Genomic DNA, 17665 nt, shown 5'->3' on the forward strand with positions numbered 1-17665 from the left:
GGCCAAGCTTTGCTATATGGGCCACGCCACCATGGAGAACCGGCATGGGCTGGCGGTGGCCGGCAGGGTCACGCATGCCAATGGCACCGCCGAACGCCGGGCTGCGGAGGTCATGCTGAAGGCGAGACGCAAAGCCGCAGGTCGCCGCATCACGGCTGGTGAGGACAAGGCATACGATACGGCCGATCATGTCGCCAACCTTCGCGCCATCGGCGTGACGCCGCATGTGACACAGAACCAGGCCATCACCAAAACCGGCAAGAACCGTAACAGCGCGATCGACGAACGAACCACGCGGCATCCGGGATACGGCATGTCGCAATCGCGCCGGGCGATGGTCGAGTGCATTTTCGGATGGGGCAAGCAGCATGGCACCATGCGCAAGACCAAACATCGGGGCATCGCTCGCGTCGCCGCCGACTTCCTGCTTAATCTGATCGCCTATAACCTGATCCGAATTCCCAAACTGCTCGCCGCATAGCCACCCCGCGCCGGGGCACACTCAATAACAAGCTAGAAATTACATCCAACTCTACCGCGCCGCTCCAAAAACGACCGGCGGAAAAATGAAAATTCTCCATTTCAAGGTTTTTCAGCAGACTACTAGTCCGCAGGAAACGTCACCGCCTCGATCCGATTGCCGTCGGGATCGATGACGAAGGCCGCGTAATAGCGCACGCGGTCGTGCGGGCGGATACCCGGCGCACCGTCGGATGCACCGCCGGCGGACAGTGCTGCAGCGTGAAATGCATTGACCTCGGCGGTCGTCTTGGCCCGCAGGCAGATATGCACGCCGCTCTCTGGCGTGACGTGCGTCATTCCCTCGCGCAGATTGATCCAGAATTCGGGATAGGCCTTGCCGAAGCCGATCGTCCGCGGTCGCGTGACGAGGCGCGTGAGCCCGAGGGCGGCGAGCGTCGATTCGTAGAATGTAGCGGAACGTTCGAGATTGCTCACGCCGACGGAGATGTGGTCGATCATTGGTCGCGCTCCCCTCTCTCCTCGTCATTGCGAGCGAAGCGGCGAAGCGAAGCAACCCAGACCGGCTCTGCGGAAGCAGTCTGGATTGCTTCGTCGCTTCGCTCCTCGCAATGACGGCGTTTTATGGCGCCGCCATAGCTCACCTCACTATCCCCTACGCCGGCGCCCCCGACTTCACCAGCTTGTAGATCACCGAATCCATCAGTGCCTGGAACGAGGCGTCGATGATGTTCGGGGACACGCCGACCGTGGTCCAGCTGTCGCCGTTCTCGTCCTCGCTCTCGATCAGCACGCGCGTGACCGCGCCTGTGCCGCCGTTGAGGATACGCACGCGGTAGTCGATCAACGTCAAACCCTCGATGTATTTCTGGTACTTGCCGAGATCCTTGCGCAGCGCAACGTCAAGCGCATTGACGGGGCCGTTGCCTTCAGCCGCCGAGATCAAATGCTCGCCGGCGACGTCGACCTTCACGACAGCGAGCGCCACAGTGACGCGCTCGCCGTGCGAATTGTAGCGCTGCTCGACATTGACGTCGAACTGCTCGACCTCGAAATAATGCGGCACCTTGCCGAGCGTGCGGCGCGCCAAAAGCTCGAACGAGGCGTTGGCGGATTCATAGGCATAGCCTTGCGCCTCGCGCTCCTTCAGTTCCTCGACCAGCCGCGTCAGCTTCGGATCGCTCTTCTCGTAAGCGATGCCGGCGCGGTCGAGCTCGGCGATGACATTGGAGCGGCCGGCCTGGTCGGACACCAGCACCTTGCGGTGGTTACCGACCAATTCAGGCAAGATGTGCTCGTAGGTCTGCGGATCCTTCAGCACCGCGGAGGCATGGATGCCGGTCTTGGTGACGAAGGCGCTCTCGCCGACATAGGCCGCATGCCGGTTCGGCACGCGGTTGAGCATGTCGTCGAGCGTGCGCGAGACTTTGACCAGGGTCGCGAGCTTCTCGGACGTGACGCCGATCTCGAAGGCGTCGGCAAATTCATGCTTCAGCTTCAAGGTCGGGATCAGTGAGCAGAGATTGGCGTTGCCGCAGCGTTCGCCGAGGCCGTTCAGCGTGCCCTGGATCTGCCGCGCGCCGGCGCGCACCGCGGCGAGCGAATTCGCCACCGCCTGCTCGGTGTCGTTATGGGCGTGGATGCCGAGATGATCGCCGGGGATCTGCTTTGCCACCTCGGTGACGATGGCCTCGACCTCGTTTGGCATGGTGCCGCCGTTGGTGTCGCATAGCACCACCCAGCGCGCACCGGCCTCATAGGCAGCCTTGGCGCAGGCGAGCGCGAAGGCGGCGTCCTCCTTGTAGCCGTCGAAAAAGTGTTCGCAGTCGAGCATGACCTCGCGGCCGGCGGCCTTGGCCGCCCCGACGCTGTCGCGGATCGAGGCGAGATTTTCCTCCTTCGTCGTCTCCAGCGCGACACGCACCTGATAGCCTGAGGCCTTCGCCACGAAGCAGATCGCGTCCGCCTTCGCCTCCAGTAGCCCGGCGACGCCGGGATCGTTGGAGACCGAGCGCCCTGCCCGGCGCGTCATGCCGAAGGCGGTGAATCGCGCATGATGGAGCTTGGGCTTGGCGCCGAAAAACTCGGTGTCGGTCGGATTGGCACCGGGATAGCCGCCCTCGACATAGTCGATGCCGAGATCATCGAGCATCGCCGCGATGACTTGCTTGTCCTTCAGCGTGAAATCGACGCCGTTGGTCTGCGCGCCGTCGCGCAGCGTGGTGTCGAAAAGATAGAGACGCTCCTTGCTCATTGCAGTGCTCCCGACGCGGGTCCGGTGCCGAGCGTCTTCTGCATGGTGGTGTTGGCGAGCCACTCGTCGTTGACGGTGATGCTGTTGCGCTGCATGGCGACATAGCCGCGCTTGGCAAAAAAGCCCTGCGCGTTGTCGCTGGCGTCGACCGTCAGCTTGTCCGCGCCGCGGCCGCCGGCAAGCTTTTCCAGCGCATCGACGAGCATCGTCGCCAGGCCCTGCCCGGCCACGGCCGGATGCACATAGAGCATGTGGATATGATCCTTGCCGCGCAGCGACGCGAAGCCCACCGGCGATCCCTCCAGCGTTGCGATCAGCGTCAGGTCTGAGGCGAGCCGCTTGCCGAATTCTTCGTCCTCCGCCGCCGCCATCCAGGCTTGCTGCTGCGCTTCGCTGTAGTCGTCGCCCGTCAGCTCCTCGATGCTTGCTATGAAGATCGCGGCGAGAACCGGCACGTCCTCCGGCAGGAACGGCCGCAAGCCGGGCTTTGGAAGCGCATGTGCCATCACGCCAGCTCCCAGGTCGTCACCGGCTTGCCGTCGGCGTCCTTGCCATCCTTGAGCACCACGCCCTTGGCGACGAGCTCGTCGCGAATGCGGTCGGACTCCCTAAAGTCTTTTTGCGCACGCGCAGCCGCGCGCGCCGCGATCAAGCGGTCGATTTCGCCGGCGTCGACGCCAGTTGCCTGCTGCTTGCGGCTTTCCCATTGCGCAGCGCTCTCGGACAGGAAGCCGAGCAGACGCAGCGACCCCGCCAGGGCGCTGACATCGGTGCCACGCAGGCTGTGCAATGCCGCGATCGCGAGCGACGTGTTGAGGTCGTCGAGCAGCGGCTCGACCACGGATGCGGCCGGCTGGCCGGGCGCGACGTCGGCCGCGACGCGATACCAGTCGTCGAGCGTCCTGGCGCTCTCCTCCAGCGACTTCATGGTCCAGTCGATCGGCGAGCGGTAATGCGTCTTGAGCATATTCAGGCGCAGCACCTCGCCCGGCCAGTCCGCAAGCAGCTCGTGGATGGTGACGAAATTGCCGAGCGACTTCGACATCTTCTCGCTCTCGACCTGCAGGAAGCCGTTGTGCATCCAGTAGTTCGCCATGCGCTCTCGGTGGAAGGCGCAGCAAGTCTGCGCGATTTCGTTCTCGTGATGCGGAAACACGAGATCGATGCCGCCACCATGGATGTCGAAATGTTCACCGAGATGTTTCCAGGCCATCGCCGAGCACTCGACGTGCCAGCCCGGCCGCCCCTGCGCGGCGATGCCGGCCGGCGACGGCCATGACGGCTCGCCCGGCTTGGAGGGTTTCCACAGCACGAAATCGGTATTGCCCTTCTTGTAGGGCGCGACATCGACGCGGGCGCCGGCGACCATCTCGTCCAGCGAGCGATTGGACAGCGCGCCATAGCGCGGCAGGACGGAGTTGGCCGCGTTCATCGCCTGCGGCGAGAACAGCACATGGTCCTCGGCGACATAGGCAAAGCCGCCGGCGACCAGCCTTTCGATGATCTCGCGCATTTCGGCGACATGCTCGGTCGCGCGCGGCTCGACGCTCGGCCGCAGCGCGCCGAGCGCATCGACGTCGGCGTGAAATTGCCTGCCGGTCTGCTCGGTGACTTTCCGGATCGCTTCGTTCAGCGGCAGGCCGGGGAAATCGCGCGCGGCGCGGTCGTTGATCTTGTCGTCGACGTCGGTGATGTTGCGGACATATTTGACGTGGGCCTCGCCATGGAGATGGCGCAGCAGCCGAAACAGCACGTCGAACACGATCACGGGCCGCGCATTGCCGATATGGGCGAAGTCATAGACGGTCGGCCCGCAGACATACATGCGGACGTCCTTCGCATCGAGCGGCACGAAGCTGCGCTTTTCCCGGCTCAGCGTATCGTAGAGGCGCAATTCCATATGGATACCCGTCGGCTGTTGGCCGGGCGTCCAGTGCTCTCAATGTTTTTGAGATAAAGACGGCTCCAGCCAGCGAATCGCTAGCTAATAATCTCGCGGCAAATGGCGCAAATGGCGAGGAGACCGTTCATGCGGCGACATATGGGCCACGAAGGGCCCACGCGTCAAGGGAGCCGCGGAAATGCCGTCTTATCTCCGCATTGCGCGGCAGCTCCGCCTTGATGGTTCATCATCCTTAACCATTTGAGCCCATTCTGGAACTGGCAGTTCCTTCTTTTTGCCCCCGGTGTTTTCATGCGATCATTGCTCGCGCTCATTTCCTGCGTCTCCATCCTTGCGGCATCCAGCGCTTTCGCCGAGACTCGCGTCTTCATCATCGCCAATCAGGCGGACGGCTACGGTGTCGACCAGTGCCTCGCCAAAAGCGAGAAATGCGGCGCACAGGTCGCGCGTACCTATTGCCAGTCACGCGATTTTGCCCAGGCTTCGGCCTATCGCCGGGTCGATCCCGACGAAATTACCGGCTCTGTCCCCAAATCCGGCGCAAACTGCTCCCATGGCCATTGCGACGAATATGTCGCAATCACCTGCCAGCGCTGAATTCGCTCGGAACTGGCGTATCTTAGGCGCAATCTTTGGCCCCTGAAACGACGTGACGATGCCGCAGGAAGCGGCTATGGGAGGGCGCGCTTCGCCCCCCAAATCACGCGTGGCCGTGACCTCGCTAGAATGGCGGATATGCCTGAATTTTTGTCTCTCCCCCGTGCTCGCTTCCTCCTTGCCTGCACCGTGCTCCTAAGCACGGTCGTGCTTGTCACCGGCGCTTTCGCACAGGCCGGCCCGCCCGGGCCGCCGCCGCCTCAGCCCGGCCAGAACGGGCTTGGACCGAATCCGATGTGCGTGCGACTGGAGGGCCAGCTCGCCGCGCTCGATCGTAGCGGTGGCGGCGGTGACCCCGCGCGCGAAGACCAGATCCGCCGCTACCAGGAGTCCCAGACCCGGCAGCAGGCCGAGCTCGACCGCGTCACCATGCAGGCCAAGCGCATGGGCTGCGATTCCTCCGGCTTCTTCTCGCTGTTCAGCGGCCAGTCGGCGCAATGCGGTCCGGTCAACACCCAGATCCAGCAGATGCGCGCCAATCTGGACCAGATCACCGGCAATCTCGAACGCCTGCGCGGCAGCGGTCCCGGCGGCTTCAGTCCGGAGCGCGACAACCAGCGCCGCTCGGTGCTGGCGGCGCTGGCGCAGAACAATTGCGGCCCGCAATATGCCAACGCCGCGCAGTCGCAAGGCGGCAACTTCCTGAGCAATCTGTTCGGCGGCAACAACCCCAACAGTCCACAAGGCGTGCCGCCCACCGATCTTGGGCCGCAGTCAGGCACCTATCGCACCGTGTGCGTGCGCACCTGCGACGGTGCGTACTTCCCGGTCTCGTTTGCGACCGTGCCGGCGCGCTTCCCCGACGACGAGAAGACCTGCAAGGCGCTGTGCCCGGCTGCGGAAGCCGTGCTCTACACCCATCGCAATCCCGGCGAAGACATGAACTCCGCGGTCTCCATCAGCGGCCAGCCCTACACGGCGCTGCCGACCGCGTTCAAATTCCGCAGCGAGTTCAACCCGTCCTGCTCCTGCAAGGCCGCGGGCCAGACCTGGGCCGACGCGCTGAAATCGGCTGACGACAAGGCGTCGGCCGAGCAGCAGGGTGACATCATCGTCACCGAGGAGAGCGCCAAGAAGATGCAGCAGCGGCAGCTCACCAAGGGCACGCCTGCAAATGCCAAGAAGGGCGCAGCGCCGGCACCGGCCACGGCCGGCACACCGGCCGCCGCACCGCCCGCCGATACTGGCACCGCTGCGACCACCGAGAACAAGCCGATCCGTTCGGTCGGACCGACCTTCATCCCACCGAAGCAATAATTCTGCACCAATCTCGAGCCAAGTGGGCCGCCGGGAGCGGCCCTCTTGCTGTTACGGCTCGCCCTCGCGGCTCCACGGGAAGAGATTGGCCGGAAAGTCCGCCGCATAGCGCCGCCCCTTCGGGGGCGGCGGCGGTTCATCAGGTGGATTCGGATTCGGCTCGACCACCCTCCGGTAAAGATGCCAAGTGGCATGACCGAGCACCGGCAGAACGACAGCGAGACCGACGAAGAGCGGCAGTGAGCCGATCACGAGCAGTGCCGCGACGACCAGCCCCCACCCCGCCATCGCAACCGGATTGGCCGCCACCGCCCGCAGGGAGGCCCGGATCGCATCGATCGCCGTCGCATGCCGATCGAGCATCAATGGAAACGATACGACGCTGACGCATAGGGCCGCGACGGCAAACAGGAAGCCGACACCGCAACCGACGATGATGAGCGACCATCCTTCCGGCGTCGTCAGCACGCGGGTTGCGAAGTCAGGAATGCTTGCGGCCGCCGCGTGACCGAAGATGGCGACATAGATCGCGTTCGCGACGCCGATCCAGACCCCGAAAAGGACGAGCAAGAGCACGCCGAGCTCGAGCATGGCGCCGAAGGACGGTGCACGCAAAACCTTGATCGCGTCCCACGCCTCGACCTCCTCGCCGCGCTCGCGGCGACGGCTGAGTTCGTAGAGACCGATCGCGGCAAAGGGCCCTATCAAGGCAAATCCGGCCGCCAGCGGAAACAGCAGCGGCAGGACCGAATGGCCGAGGACCATCCTGAACAGGACGAGACCGAGAACGGGATAAATCAGGCATACAACGACCGCGTGACTCGGCATCGCCTGGAAATCCTCCCAGCCCAGGCGCAGCACCTCTCTCAGGTCGGACAAGCCGATCTTGCGAATGGGATAAGAGACCGCCTCGCCGAACAGGTGCCGTTTTACGATGTTGTTGGAATAAAGAGTGGCCATGGACACACCCTCCTCTGCTGAAGTCGCCGCCGCGAACCGCGCGCTTTCCGGCCGCGCGCATCCGCCTTTATGTGCGGGAGACGCGATCGAGCCGAATACGGCAGTTCCAGGCTCAACGAGGAAGGAGCTTAGCCGGACGAAACCCGTCGCGACCTGCGCCGCAAGCTTAGCGCGGGCGCATCGGAATGACCAGCGCTCCCACTTGGTGAATTGTGTTTCGCATATTTTGTGCGATGCATCACATCGAGAATGCAACTGGCGCTCGCCAGCTTGCACCGCGACAGGACCAGCTTGCACCGCGACAGGAATCGTCGCGCCAGCTAAGCGCGTTGACATGCTATTGACGTCGGGTTCGCGGGGGATCATCTTAAAAACCTAGACGCCCCCAGCAGTGAGCGGTCGCGATCTTTCTCTTGAATGTCGCGACCGGTTGAATGGGCGAGACAAGAGGCGCGGCGATGGCGCATATGTCAGTATAGATGCCAGCACAACAGAAGAGTCCGCCATCGCGACCAATGTGAGCTTCGCCCTGGATTCGTATCCGCAGCCTTCGATGGCGCAGCCTTCGATGGCAAGGATGGATCAGGATGGCTGTCGCACTGATACTGCTTCTGGTCGCGATCGGCTCGGTGCTGTTTCACCTTTACAGCCCGTGGTGGTGGACGCCCATTGCCACTAACTGGAGCTACATCGACCAGACGATCAACATCACATTCTGGATCACCGGATTCGTCTTTACCGCGGTCGTTGCATTCATGGCCTATTGCGTCTTTCGCTTCCACCATAGGGAGGGAAGACAGGCAGACTACAATCCCGAAAACAAAAAGCTTGAATGGTGGCTCAGTATCGGGACCGGAATCGGCGTCGCCGCCATGCTCGCACCCGGCCTGGTCGTCTGGCACCAGTTCGTGACGGTGCCCGCAGACGCCACCGAGATCGAAGTCATGGGCCAGCAATGGCAATGGAGCTTCCGCTTGCCGGGGAAGGATGGTCGGTTGGGCACGTCCGACGTCGGCAACATCAGTCCAGACAATCCGATGGGCCTCAATCGCAGCGATCCGCATGGCCAGGACGACGTCGTGATCGAGAACGGCGACCTGCATCTTCCAACGGGCAAGCCCGTCAAGGTTCTGCTCCGCTCCGTCGATGTCCTGCACGATTTCTATGTGCCGGAGTTCCGGGCCAAGATGGACATGGTCCCAGGCATGGTCACCTATTTCTGGATAAGGCCGATCCGAACCGGGACCTTTGATGTTCTCTGCGCGGAACTATGTGGCGCCGCTCATTATCAAATGCGGGCCAAGGTGATCATCGAGGAAGAGAGCGACTATCACGCCTGGCTCGATCAGCAGAAGACGTTTGCCGAATTATCCGGCCCAAAGGCCGTCGTGAGGGCGACGTACCAATCGGGCGGCAAATAGGGAAATGCCGCTGCGAACATGGATCGGGCGCGTGAACCAACTCATCGCCCCCGAAGGAAACGACCGAGGAGGTGCTCTATGGTCGATGTTCCATATGATGGGATCACAGGCATTCCGCCTGCCGAAGTGCCTGAAGTCGAGCTCTACCATCCGAAAAGCTGGTGGACGCAGTACGTCTTTTCGCAGGACGCCAAGGTCATCGCCATCCAGTACTCGCTGACAGCCTCGGCCATCGGTCTCGTGGCCCTGGTGCTGTCGTGGCTGATGCGACTGCAACTGGGATTTCCCGGCACCTTCTCCTTCATCGATGCCAACCAGTACCTCCAGTTCATCACCATGCACGGCATGATCATGGTGATCTATCTGCTTACCGCATTGTTCCTCGGAGGCTTCGGCAACTACCTGATCCCGCTGATGGTCGGAGCACGGGACATGGTCTTCCCCTATGTGAACATGCTGAGTTACTGGGTCTACCTGCTCGCGGTCCTGGTGCTGGCTTCGACCTTCTTCGTGCCCGGCGGCCCCACCGGCGCCGGCTGGACGCTGTACCCGCCGCAGGCGATTCTCTCCGGCACGCCCGGACAGGAATGGGGCATCGTCCTCATGCTGTCCTCCCTGATCCTGTTCATCATCGGCTTCACCATGGGCGGGCTGAATTACGTGGTGACCGTGCTGCAGGCACGCACCCGCGGCATGACCTTGATGCGTCTGCCCTTGACGGTGTGGGGCATCTTCACCGCCACCGTTATGGCGCTGCTGGCATTCCCTGCGCTGTTCGTTGGCTCGGTGATGTTGCTGCTCGACCGTCTGCTGGGAACCAGCTTCTTCATGCCGTCGCTGGTCGAGATGGGCCAACTCAGCAAATATGGCGGTGGCAGCCCGCTGCTTTTCCAGCACCTGTTCTGGTTCTTCGGTCATCCCGAAGTCTACATCGTAGCTTTGCCCGCCTTTGGCATCGTCTCCGACCTGATCAGCACGCATGCGCGAAAAAACATCTTCGGCTATCGCATGATGGTCTGGGCAATCGTGGCGATTGGCGCGCTAAGCTTCGTCGTGTGGGCGCACCACATGTATGTGAGCGGGATGTACCCATATTTCGGGTTCTTCTTCGCCACGACGACGCTGATCATCGCCATTCCCACCGCCATCAAGGTCTACAACTGGGTCCTGACCCTTTGGCGTGGCAACATACATCTCACGATACCGATGCTGTTCGCGCTTGGATTCATCGTCACCTTCGTGAACGGTGGGCTTACCGGCCTATTCCTCGGCAACGTCGTGGTCGATGTGCCGCTTTCGGATACCATGTTCGTCGTCGCGCATTTCCATATGGTGATGGGCGTCGCGCCGATCATGGTTGTGCTAGGGGCGATCTATCATTGGTACCCGAAGGTCACGGGGCGAATGTTGAACAACGTTCTGGGCCAGTTTCATTTCTGGGTCACGTTCCTCGGCGCCTACCTGATCTTCTTCCCCATGCACTATCTCGGGCTGCTCGGCGTTCCGCGCCGATACTTCGAGCTCGGCGAGGCGGCGTTCATTCCGCCGTCCGCCCACTCGCTCAACCAGTTTATCACCGTGGTCGCGTTGACGGTTGGCTTCGCCCAGATGGTGTTCCTGTTCAATCTGGCCTGGAGCCTGTTCGAGGGCGAGCCGTCGGGAGGTAATCCTTGGCGAGCGACGACGCTGGAATGGCAGACGCCGGAGACGCCGCCAGGGCACGGCAACTGGGGCAAGGAGCTCCCGGTCGTCTATCGTTGGGCCTATGACTACAGCGTGCCGGGTGCTGCTGAGGACTTCATTCCACAGAACCAGCCGCCCACGACGGGGGCCATTCAGGGAGCTGCTCCGTGAGCGCCGTTATCCTGTTCCTGGGCGTGATCGCGGTCATCGCCGGATGGTGGCTCTCGCAGCAACGGCTGACTGCCAAGCCGTGGCTGGAGGCGGGTCCGATCGATGACTTCCCAGGCACGGGCGCAATGACCTGGCCGGCAGCGAAGGTCGGACTTGGCGTATTCCTCGCCGTCGCCGGCTCGCTGTTCACACTTTTCATCAGCGCCTACTCCATGCGCATGAACATGGCGGACTGGCGGACAATGCCCGTGCCGACGGTACTGTGGTTCAACACGGGCGTGCTGGTCATAAGCAGTGTCGCATTGCAATGGGCGTACGTTGCGACGCGCCGGAACGACATCGACGGCGCCATCGTCGGTCTGCTCGCCGCTGGAGGGGCAGCGATCACGTTTCTCGCAGGACAGCTTCTGGCGTGGCAACAGCTGAACGCCGCCGGCTATTTCGTGGCGTCCAATCCGGCCAATGCCTTCTTCTACATGATCACCGCGGTGCACGGGCTGCACCTGACCGGCGGCTTGCTGGCGCTCGGCAGGACCACAGCCAAGGTATGGCACCGTAACGCCGCGACGGCCGAGATGCGCCTGAGCGTGGAGCTCTGCACCATCTACTGGCATTTCCTCCTGCTGGTCTGGGTTGTCCTGCTCGGTCTCCTGACGGGTTGGACGAACGATTTCGTCGACATCTGTCGCCAGTTGCTGAGCTAGGGAGGGTGAAAACAGATGGCTGAGACTGTGCTGACGAACACGGGGCAAGGTGCTGGGCGACTTCCGGGCTGGCAAGGCATCGCCGCGGACTGGGCTTCTGATCAGCGCGCCTTCAAAAACGTGTCCTGGGGCAAGGCCATGATGTGGATCTTCCTCCTCAGCGACACCTTCATTTTCAGCTGTTTCCTCCTGTCCTACATGACGGCACGGATGTCGACGACCGTGCCATGGCCCAACCCAAGCGAGGTCTTCGCGCTTAATCTCGGCGGCAAGGACGTCCCCCTTATCCTGATCGCCATCATGACCTTCGTCTTGATCAGCAGCAGTGGGACGATGGCGATGGCCGTCAATTTCGGCTACCGCAGGGATCGCGTCAGGACCGCAATCCTGATGCTGGTCACGGCAGCATTCGGCGCGACGTTTGTTGGCATGCAGGCCTTCGAATGGACAAAGTTGATCATGGAGGGCGTTCGCCCCTGGGGCAACCCGTGGGGCGCGGCGCAGTTCGGCTCTTGCTTTTTCATGATCACCGGATTCCACGGCACCCACGTCACGATCGGCGTGATCTTCCTGATTGCAATTGCGCGCAAGGTCTTGCGGGGCGACTTCGATGTCGAAAGGCGCGGCTTCTTCACGAGCCGGAGAGGCTATTACGAGATCGTCGAAATCACCGGCCTGTACTGGCACTTCGTCGATCTCGTGTGGGTGTTCATCTTTGCGTTTTTCTATCTTTGGTGAGGTCGGCGCATGACAAATGCCACGGTACACATGGAAGGACAGCTCCAGGCCCATGTGCATGACGCAGTCGCAGCGGCGGCGGCACACGCCAAGGGCCAGCAGCACCCGATCAAACTCTACCTCGTGGTCTGGGCATGGTTGTTCGTGCTCAGCACCTGCTCCTATCTCGTCGACTATTTTGGCCTGCACGGCAGTCTGAGATGGTCGCTGATCCTGCTGTTCATGGTGTTGAAGGCCGGCCTCATCGTTGCCGTCTTCATGCATATGGCCTGGGAGCGGCTGGCCCTGGCCTATGCCATCCTGCTACCGCCGGTCGCGGTGTTGGTTTTTGTGTCGATCATGGTGCTTGAGTCCGAGTACACGCACTTGCTTCGAGTGGTGTTTTTCGCGACGCCGTTGTAGAACCCGCGGGCTCGCAAGGCCGGGAATTCACCCCTCGAACGCGTCGATCGACGCTTTGCTCCCACGCGACACCAGCGTCTCGTCCGGGGCGGCTAGCTGCTCGCCTTTGTCGCGAAAGCGGTTGGTGATGGGATAGCGGCGGTCGCGGCCGAAATTCTTGGCCGTCACCTTGACGCCGGGTGCCGCCTGGCGGCGCTTGTATTCGGCGACGTTGAGGAGATGGTCGATGCGCACCACCGTCTCGCGGTCGAAGCCGGCGGCGATGATTTTGTCGAGCGGCGCTTCGCGCTCGATGAGACGCTCGAGAATGGCATCGAGCACCTCGTAAGGCGGCAACGAATCCTGGTCAGTCTGGTTCTCGCGCAGCTCCGCCGTCGGCGGACGTGTGATGATATCGGGCGGGATCACCTCGCCGGCCGGCCCGAGCGCGCCATCGGGCTTCCAGACATTGCGCAAGCTTGCCAGCCGAAACACCTGCGTCTTGTAGATGTCCTTGATCGGATTGAAGCCGCCGTTCATATCGCCGTAGAGCGTGGCGTAGCCGACCGACATTTCCGACTTGTTGCCGGTGGTCATCACCATCAGCCCGGTCTTGTTCGAGATCGCCATCAGCAGCGTGCCGCGGGTGCGGGCCTGGAGATTTTCTTCGGTGATATCCGGCGGCAAATTCTTGAAGATGCCGGACAATATGGTCTCGAACCCGGTCACGGCTTCGGCGATCGGCAGCACCTCATAACGAATCCCGAGATGGCCGGCGAGCTCGCCGGCGTCCGCGATCGAGCTTGCCGCAGTGTAGCGGTAAGGCAGCATCACACCGTGCACCTGATCGGCGCCGAGCGCATCGACCGCGATTGCCGCGCAGAGGGCAGAGTCGATGCCGCCGGAGATACCGAGCAGCACACCGGGAAAGCCGTTCTTGGCGACGTAATCACGCAAGCCGAGCACGCAGGCTGCATAGTCGGCATAGTCGCCCTCGGGCTGCTCCGCGACAGGACCGGTGCAGCGCCAATCGTCGCCGTTTCTGGTGAAGCGCAGTGTGGTGATGCTTTCCGCGAACGCCGGCAATTGCGCCGCGAGCGAAAGATCGCCGTTGAGCGCGAAGGAAGCACCGTCAAACACCAGCTCGTCCTGGCCGCAAACCTGGTTGAGATAGACCAGCGGCAAGCCGCTCTCGGTGACGCGCGCGACCGCAACCGACAAACGCACATCGGCCTTGTCGCGGGCGTAGGGCGAGCCGTTCGGCACCAGAATGATCTCGACGCCGGTCTCGGCCAGCGTCTCGACCACGTTCTCGTAATCCTCGGACTCTTCCAGCCAGATGTCCTCGCAGATCGGCACACCGATCCGAACGCCGCGCACGGTCACCGGCCCCGCGGCGGGGCCGCGCGAAAACAGCCGCTTCTCGTCGAACACGCCGTAATTCGGCAGGTTGCATTTGAAGCGAAGCGCGGCGATACGGCCGCCATCGAGCAGCGCGCAGGCATTGTAGAGTCTGCCCTCCTCCACCCAGGGCGTGCCGACCAGCATGGCCGGGCCGCCATCAGCGGTCTCGCGCGCGAGCGCCTCGATCGCGGCGCGGCAAGCGGCCTGGAAGGAAGGCTTCTGCACGAGATCTTCCGGCGGGTAGCCGGCAATGAACAATTCCGGAAACAGCACGAGATCGGCACCGTCGGACTTGGCCTGCGCGCGCGCGGCACGCGCCTTGGCGGCATTGCCGTCGATGTCGCCCACGGTCGGATTGAGCTGGGCGAGCGTGACCGCGAATTCGTTGAGACGTTCGGTCATGGCCGCCGCGCTCCGATCAGAGCATGATCCGGAAAAGTGTGAAGCGGTTTTCCGAAAAGATCATGCTCAAAACAACAACCTAAAGCGCGATTAGCGCTTTAGAGGAACCCCAACCGCTCGATGATGGCGATGATCCAGAACGCGCCGGCCATCAGGAGCGCAACACCGACCGCGGCCGAGCCCATGTCCTTGACCCGGCCGATCTGTTTGTCGTGATCCATGGTCAGCCGGTCGGCAAGCTTCTCGATCGCGGTGTTGAGCAGCTCGACCACCAGCACGAACGCGACTGAACACACCAGCTCGACCGCGCGCATCGCGGTCGCGCCGACGAACCACGCCAGCGGCAGCGACAAAAGGAGCGCGACAATCTCCTCGCGGACGGCCTGCTCCGACCGGAACGCAAAGGCCAGACCGTTGCGGGAATTGACCGTGGCCTTCAAGATCCGCAGCAAGGTCTCAGAGCCCCGCTGCGGCCGGCACCGGCATGACCTTGCCGGCGCGCTCCTGCTTGAGCAGCTCCGCGATCAGGAAAGCCATGTCGATGGATTGCTCGGCATTGAGCCGGGGATCGCAGACCGTGTGATAGCGATCGTTGAGATCCTCGTCGGTGATCGCGCGGGCGCCGCCGATACACTCAGTGACATTCTGGCCGGTCATCTCCAGATGCACGCCGCCGGCGTGCGTGCCTTCTGCCGCGTGGATGGTGAAGAACGACTTCACCTCGGACAGGATGCGGTCGAAGGGGCGCGTCTTGTAACCCGACGTCGAGGTGATGGTGTTGCCGTGCATGGGATCGCACGACCAGACCACCACTTTGCCCTCGCGCTTCACGGCGCGGATCATGTTCGGCAGGTGCTCGCCGACCTTGTCGGAGCCGAAGCGACCGATCAGCGTCAACCGGCCCGGCTCGTTGTCGGGATTGAGCACGTCGATCAGCTTCAGCAGTTCGTCGGGCTTGAGCGACGGACCGCATTTGAGCCCGATCGGGTTCTTGATGCCGCGGAAATATTCGATATGGCCGTGATCGAGCTGGCGGGTGCGGTCGCCAATCCAGATCATGTGGCCCGAGGTCGCGTACCAGTCGCCCGTGGTGGAATCGACGCGGGTCATGGCCTGCTCATAGCCGAGCAGCAGCGCCTCGTGGCTGGTGTAGAAATCGGTGGCGCGCAGCTCGGGGTGAGCTTCGAGATCGAGGCCGCAGGCGCGCATGAAGTTGAGCGCGTCCGAGATGCGGTCGGCCAATTCCTTGTAGCGGCGGGACTGCGGCGAGTCCTTGAGGAAGCCGAGCATCCACTGATGCACGCTGCCGAGATTGGCGTAGCCGCCGGTCGCGAACGCGCGCAACAGGTTCAGCGTCGCCGCCGATTGCCGGTAGGCCATCAGCTGGCGCTGCGGATCAGGGACGCGCGCTGCCTTGGTGAAGGCGATGTCGTTGACGATGTCGCCGCGATAGCTCGGCAGCTCGACGCCGTCGATCTTCTCGGTCGGCGACGACCGCGGCTTGGCGAACTGACCGGCGACACGGCCGACCTTCACCACCGGCACGGCACCGGCATAAGTCAGCACCACCGCCATCTGGAGCAGCACGCGGAAGAAGTCGCGAATGTTGTTGGCGCCGTGTTCGGCAAAGCTCTCGGCGCAGTCGCCGCCCTGCAGCAGGAAGGCCTCACCGGCAGCGACTCGCGCCAGCGACTTCTTCAGGTTGCGCGCCTCGCCCGCGAACACCAGCGGCGGAAAGGTCGCAAGCTGCGCCTCGACGTCGGCCAGGGCCTTGGCGTCGGGATAGTCGGGCACCTGTAGCACCGGCTTGCTGCGCCAGGACTCGGGCGTCCACCGCTCGGACATCGCAATCTCTCCGTGAAGCAAAAAGTGCAACCTGATCTGTGGGTTGCGAGGGCCGCCTTATACACAGGCTAATCCTTGGCCGCCAGTTGTAAATCCATCTGGCACTGCAAACCCTTGCGGGAAAAGCCAAATTCGCATTTGCTGGGAACGGCGAGGAAACTGGCAGGATACCTTCTGCCCATGGACGCGGCATTGGACGACGTTTTCGTTGACGAGATCAGCTTCCCGGCGACCGACGGGTATGCGCTGAGCGGCACCCTGTTCCTGCCGCGCGGCACCAAACGCCATGCCGTACTGATCAACTCCGCCACCGCCGTCCCGCGGAAAATCTATCGCGGCTTTGCCTCCTATCTCGCCCATCGCGGCTGCGCGGTCCTGACTTACGACTATCGCGGCATCGGCGACTCCCGGCTGCCGGCGATGGTCGGCTACAACCAGCCGAAATCACTGGTCGGTTTCAAGGCCTCGATGTCGGACTGGGCCGCGCTCGACGTCACCGCCGCCGTGCACTGGATGCGCGCGCTACCGCACCCTTCCCCTGGCCTATGTCGGCCACTCCTTCGGCGGCCAGGCGCTCGGGCTGATCGCGAACAGCGTGGACATCTCGCGCGCCGCGTTTGTGGCCTCGCAGGCGGCCACCTGGCGGCTGATGACGTCGCCGGAAAAATACCGGGTCTTCGCCTTCATGAATTTTGTCGGAGTGCCGCTCGTCCACGCGCTCGGTTACGCGCCGGGCTGGGCCGGCATCGGCGAGGATTTGCCCAAGGGCGTTTTCCTGCAATGGGCCGAGTGGGTCTCGAGCCCGCGCTATCTCTTCGATTCAAAGCTGCCGGCGCTGGAGAATTTTGCCAAAATTCAAGGGCGAGCTGCGCACACTCTGCTTCTCCGACGACCCGTGGGCGACGCGGCCCGCCGTCGAACTGCTTGCGAGCGGGTTCACCGCGATCAAGCCAGAGGTGGTGACGGTCAAACCGTCAGAGGTCAGCGCCAAGGGAATAGGCCATTTCGGCTTCTTCCGCCCCGAGCATCGCGACACGCTGTGGCGCGGCGTGGCGGAATGGATCCAGGGGGAGTGAGGCGGACACTTAACGAATGATCGTCGTCAGCGACGAGTAGCGCTTGTTCGGCTTGCCTTCGCCCGGCGCGAATTGCGCAAACGCCTCGCTGACGCGGACCGCCGGCGGCGTATCGCCGGCGAAACGAAACTCCTTCGGCTGCGGCGCGTAGAAGCTGCCGCTGTAATAGGCGTCGTCGAAGCGCGCCTCGCCGACCCCGAACAATGCGTCGCACGCGATCAGGAGCGCGTAGACTCCCGCGACCGCGACGACGACCTCCCTGAGAACTGACATGCTGGTGCCCCACACTGTTGCAGGCAGGATGCACGCCGGTTCCAAAGCCGGGGTTT

General features: G+C 62.9%; 17 protein-coding genes and 1 pseudogene. 9 read left to right on the forward strand and 9 right to left on the reverse strand.

Annotated features, from left to right (window positions below; all coding sequences use genetic code 11):
- The coding region (locus IVA74_RS06150) for a transposase (RefSeq protein WP_247340803.1) at positions 1-481 on the forward strand (481 nt) is incomplete at its 5' end.
- Between the two features lie 122 nt (positions 482-603).
- On the opposite strand, the gene IVA74_RS06155 is transcribed toward IVA74_RS06150, so the two are convergent.
- The 4 genes from IVA74_RS06155 to cysS form a co-directional block, all read right to left on the reverse strand.
- Positions 604-981 carry a VOC family protein gene (locus tag IVA74_RS06155; RefSeq protein ID WP_247340804.1) on the reverse strand — a complete coding sequence of 126 codons (378 nt, stop codon included), beginning with the start codon at positions 979-981 and terminating at the stop codon, positions 604-606.
- Between the two features lie 154 nt (positions 982-1135).
- Positions 1136-2734, reverse strand: a complete 1599-nt coding sequence (gene cimA, locus IVA74_RS06160) for a citramalate synthase (RefSeq protein WP_247340805.1) — start codon at positions 2732-2734, stop codon at positions 1136-1138.
- Complete coding sequence (locus IVA74_RS06165) at positions 2731-3240, reverse strand: GNAT family N-acetyltransferase (RefSeq protein ID WP_247340806.1); 510 nt, start codon at positions 3238-3240, stop codon at positions 2731-2733. The genes cimA and IVA74_RS06165 overlap by 4 nt, the downstream gene beginning before the upstream one ends.
- Entirely contained in the window at positions 3240-4634 is a 1395-nt protein-coding gene (gene cysS, locus IVA74_RS06170; protein WP_247340807.1) for a cysteine--tRNA ligase, read from the reverse strand. Before cysS ends, IVA74_RS06165 begins: the two co-directional genes overlap by 1 nt.
- 294 nt (positions 4635-4928) lie before the next feature.
- Here cysS and IVA74_RS06175 point away from each other — a divergent pair, with 294 nt between their 5' ends.
- Positions 4929-5234, forward strand: a complete 306-nt coding sequence (locus IVA74_RS06175) for a hypothetical protein (RefSeq protein ID WP_247340808.1) — start codon at positions 4929-4931, stop codon at positions 5232-5234.
- Positions 5235-5363: 129 nt separating this feature from the next.
- The gene (locus IVA74_RS06180) at positions 5364-6551 is read left to right on the forward strand and encodes a DUF2865 domain-containing protein (protein WP_247340809.1); all 1188 of its coding nucleotides are present in this window, start codon (positions 5364-5366) and stop codon (positions 6549-6551) included.
- A gap of 51 nt (positions 6552-6602) precedes the next feature.
- Here the strand turns inward: IVA74_RS06180 and IVA74_RS06185 are convergent, their stop codons facing one another.
- On the reverse strand, positions 6603-7511 hold the full coding sequence (locus IVA74_RS06185; protein ID WP_247340978.1) for a DUF2189 domain-containing protein: 909 nt from the start codon (positions 7509-7511) through the stop codon (positions 6603-6605).
- A gap of 587 nt (positions 7512-8098) precedes the next feature.
- On the opposite strand from IVA74_RS06185, the gene IVA74_RS06190 reads away from it, so the two are divergent.
- From IVA74_RS06190 to IVA74_RS06210, 5 genes are all read left to right on the forward strand, one after another.
- The gene (locus IVA74_RS06190; RefSeq protein ID WP_247340812.1) at positions 8099-8932 is read left to right on the forward strand and encodes a cytochrome c oxidase subunit II; all 834 of its coding nucleotides are present in this window, start codon (positions 8099-8101) and stop codon (positions 8930-8932) included.
- Between the two features lie 78 nt (positions 8933-9010).
- A complete protein-coding gene (locus IVA74_RS06195) occupies positions 9011-10786 on the forward strand; it encodes a cbb3-type cytochrome c oxidase subunit I (RefSeq protein WP_247340814.1) in 1776 nt (591 codons plus the stop codon).
- Positions 10783-11490, forward strand: coding sequence for a cytochrome c oxidase subunit 3 (locus IVA74_RS06200; protein WP_247340815.1), 708 nt, complete (start codon positions 10783-10785; stop codon positions 11488-11490). Before IVA74_RS06195 ends, IVA74_RS06200 begins: the two co-directional genes overlap by 4 nt.
- A 15-nt stretch (positions 11491-11505) precedes the next feature.
- Complete coding sequence (locus tag IVA74_RS06205) at positions 11506-12228, forward strand: heme-copper oxidase subunit III family protein (protein WP_247340816.1); 723 nt, start codon at positions 11506-11508, stop codon at positions 12226-12228.
- Positions 12229-12237: 9 nt separating this feature from the next.
- Complete coding sequence (locus IVA74_RS06210) at positions 12238-12630, forward strand: cytochrome C oxidase subunit IV family protein (RefSeq protein WP_247340817.1); 393 nt, start codon at positions 12238-12240, stop codon at positions 12628-12630.
- A gap of 27 nt (positions 12631-12657) precedes the next feature.
- Here IVA74_RS06210 and IVA74_RS06215 read toward each other — a convergent pair whose 3' ends face one another.
- The 3 genes from IVA74_RS06215 to IVA74_RS06225 all read right to left on the reverse strand — a co-directional run bounded on the left by IVA74_RS06215 (position 12658) and on the right by IVA74_RS06225 (position 16260).
- Positions 12658-14415 (reverse strand): NAD+ synthase, encoded by a 1758-nt coding sequence (locus tag IVA74_RS06215; protein WP_247340818.1) that lies wholly within the window; start codon positions 14413-14415, stop codon positions 12658-12660.
- A 98-nt stretch (positions 14416-14513) separates the two neighbouring features.
- Complete coding sequence (locus tag IVA74_RS06220) at positions 14514-14867, reverse strand: diacylglycerol kinase (RefSeq protein WP_247340819.1); 354 nt, start codon at positions 14865-14867, stop codon at positions 14514-14516.
- Positions 14868-14871: 4 nt separating this feature from the next.
- The gene (locus IVA74_RS06225; protein WP_247340820.1) at positions 14872-16260 is read right to left on the reverse strand and encodes a 3-deoxy-7-phosphoheptulonate synthase class II; all 1389 of its coding nucleotides are present in this window, start codon (positions 16258-16260) and stop codon (positions 14872-14874) included.
- Between the two features lie 180 nt (positions 16261-16440).
- On the opposite strand from IVA74_RS06225, the pseudogene IVA74_RS06230 reads away from it, so the two are divergent.
- Positions 16441-17336 (forward strand): annotated as a pseudogene (locus IVA74_RS06230) (alpha/beta fold hydrolase).
- Positions 17337-17345: 9 nt separating this feature from the next.
- Here IVA74_RS06230 and IVA74_RS06235 read toward each other — a convergent pair.
- Positions 17346-17609, reverse strand: a complete 264-nt coding sequence (locus IVA74_RS06235; protein ID WP_247340821.1) for a hypothetical protein — start codon at positions 17607-17609, stop codon at positions 17346-17348.
- Positions 17610-17665: the final 56 nt, after the last annotated feature.

Origin of the sequence: Bradyrhizobium sp. 132, assembly GCF_023074185.1 — a bacterium.
GTDB lineage: Bacteria > Pseudomonadota > Alphaproteobacteria > Rhizobiales > Xanthobacteraceae > Bradyrhizobium.

What these genes read in the sequence shown, in the direction of transcription:
- IVA74_RS06155 (WP_247340804.1), bottom strand. Translation starts at nt 981, where the DNA reads ATGATCGACCACATCTCCGTCGGCGTGAGCAATCTCGAACGTTCCGCT.
- cimA (WP_247340805.1), bottom strand. Translation starts at nt 2,734, where the DNA reads ATGAGCAAGGAGCGTCTCTATCTTTTCGACACCACGCTGCGCGACGGC.
- IVA74_RS06165 (WP_247340806.1), bottom strand. Translation starts at nt 3,240, where the DNA reads ATGGCACATGCGCTTCCAAAGCCCGGCTTGCGGCCGTTCCTGCCGGAG.
- cysS (WP_247340807.1), bottom strand. Translation starts at nt 4,634, where the DNA reads ATGGAATTGCGCCTCTACGATACGCTGAGCCGGGAAAAGCGCAGCTTC.
- IVA74_RS06175 (WP_247340808.1), top strand. Translation starts at nt 4,929, where the DNA reads ATGCGATCATTGCTCGCGCTCATTTCCTGCGTCTCCATCCTTGCGGCA.
- IVA74_RS06180 (WP_247340809.1), top strand. Translation starts at nt 5,364, where the DNA reads ATGGCGGATATGCCTGAATTTTTGTCTCTCCCCCGTGCTCGCTTCCTC.
- IVA74_RS06185 (WP_247340978.1), bottom strand. Translation starts at nt 7,511, where the DNA reads ATGGCCACTCTTTATTCCAACAACATCGTAAAACGGCACCTGTTCGGC.
- IVA74_RS06190 (WP_247340812.1), top strand. Translation starts at nt 8,099, where the DNA reads ATGGCTGTCGCACTGATACTGCTTCTGGTCGCGATCGGCTCGGTGCTG.
- IVA74_RS06195 (WP_247340814.1), top strand. Translation starts at nt 9,011, where the DNA reads ATGGTCGATGTTCCATATGATGGGATCACAGGCATTCCGCCTGCCGAA.
- IVA74_RS06205 (WP_247340816.1), top strand. Translation starts at nt 11,506, where the DNA reads ATGGCTGAGACTGTGCTGACGAACACGGGGCAAGGTGCTGGGCGACTT.
- IVA74_RS06210 (WP_247340817.1), top strand. Translation starts at nt 12,238, where the DNA reads ATGACAAATGCCACGGTACACATGGAAGGACAGCTCCAGGCCCATGTG.
- IVA74_RS06215 (WP_247340818.1), bottom strand. Translation starts at nt 14,415, where the DNA reads ATGACCGAACGTCTCAACGAATTCGCGGTCACGCTCGCCCAGCTCAAT.
- IVA74_RS06225 (WP_247340820.1), bottom strand. Translation starts at nt 16,260, where the DNA reads ATGTCCGAGCGGTGGACGCCCGAGTCCTGGCGCAGCAAGCCGGTGCTA.
- IVA74_RS06235 (WP_247340821.1), bottom strand. Translation starts at nt 17,609, where the DNA reads ATGTCAGTTCTCAGGGAGGTCGTCGTCGCGGTCGCGGGAGTCTACGCG.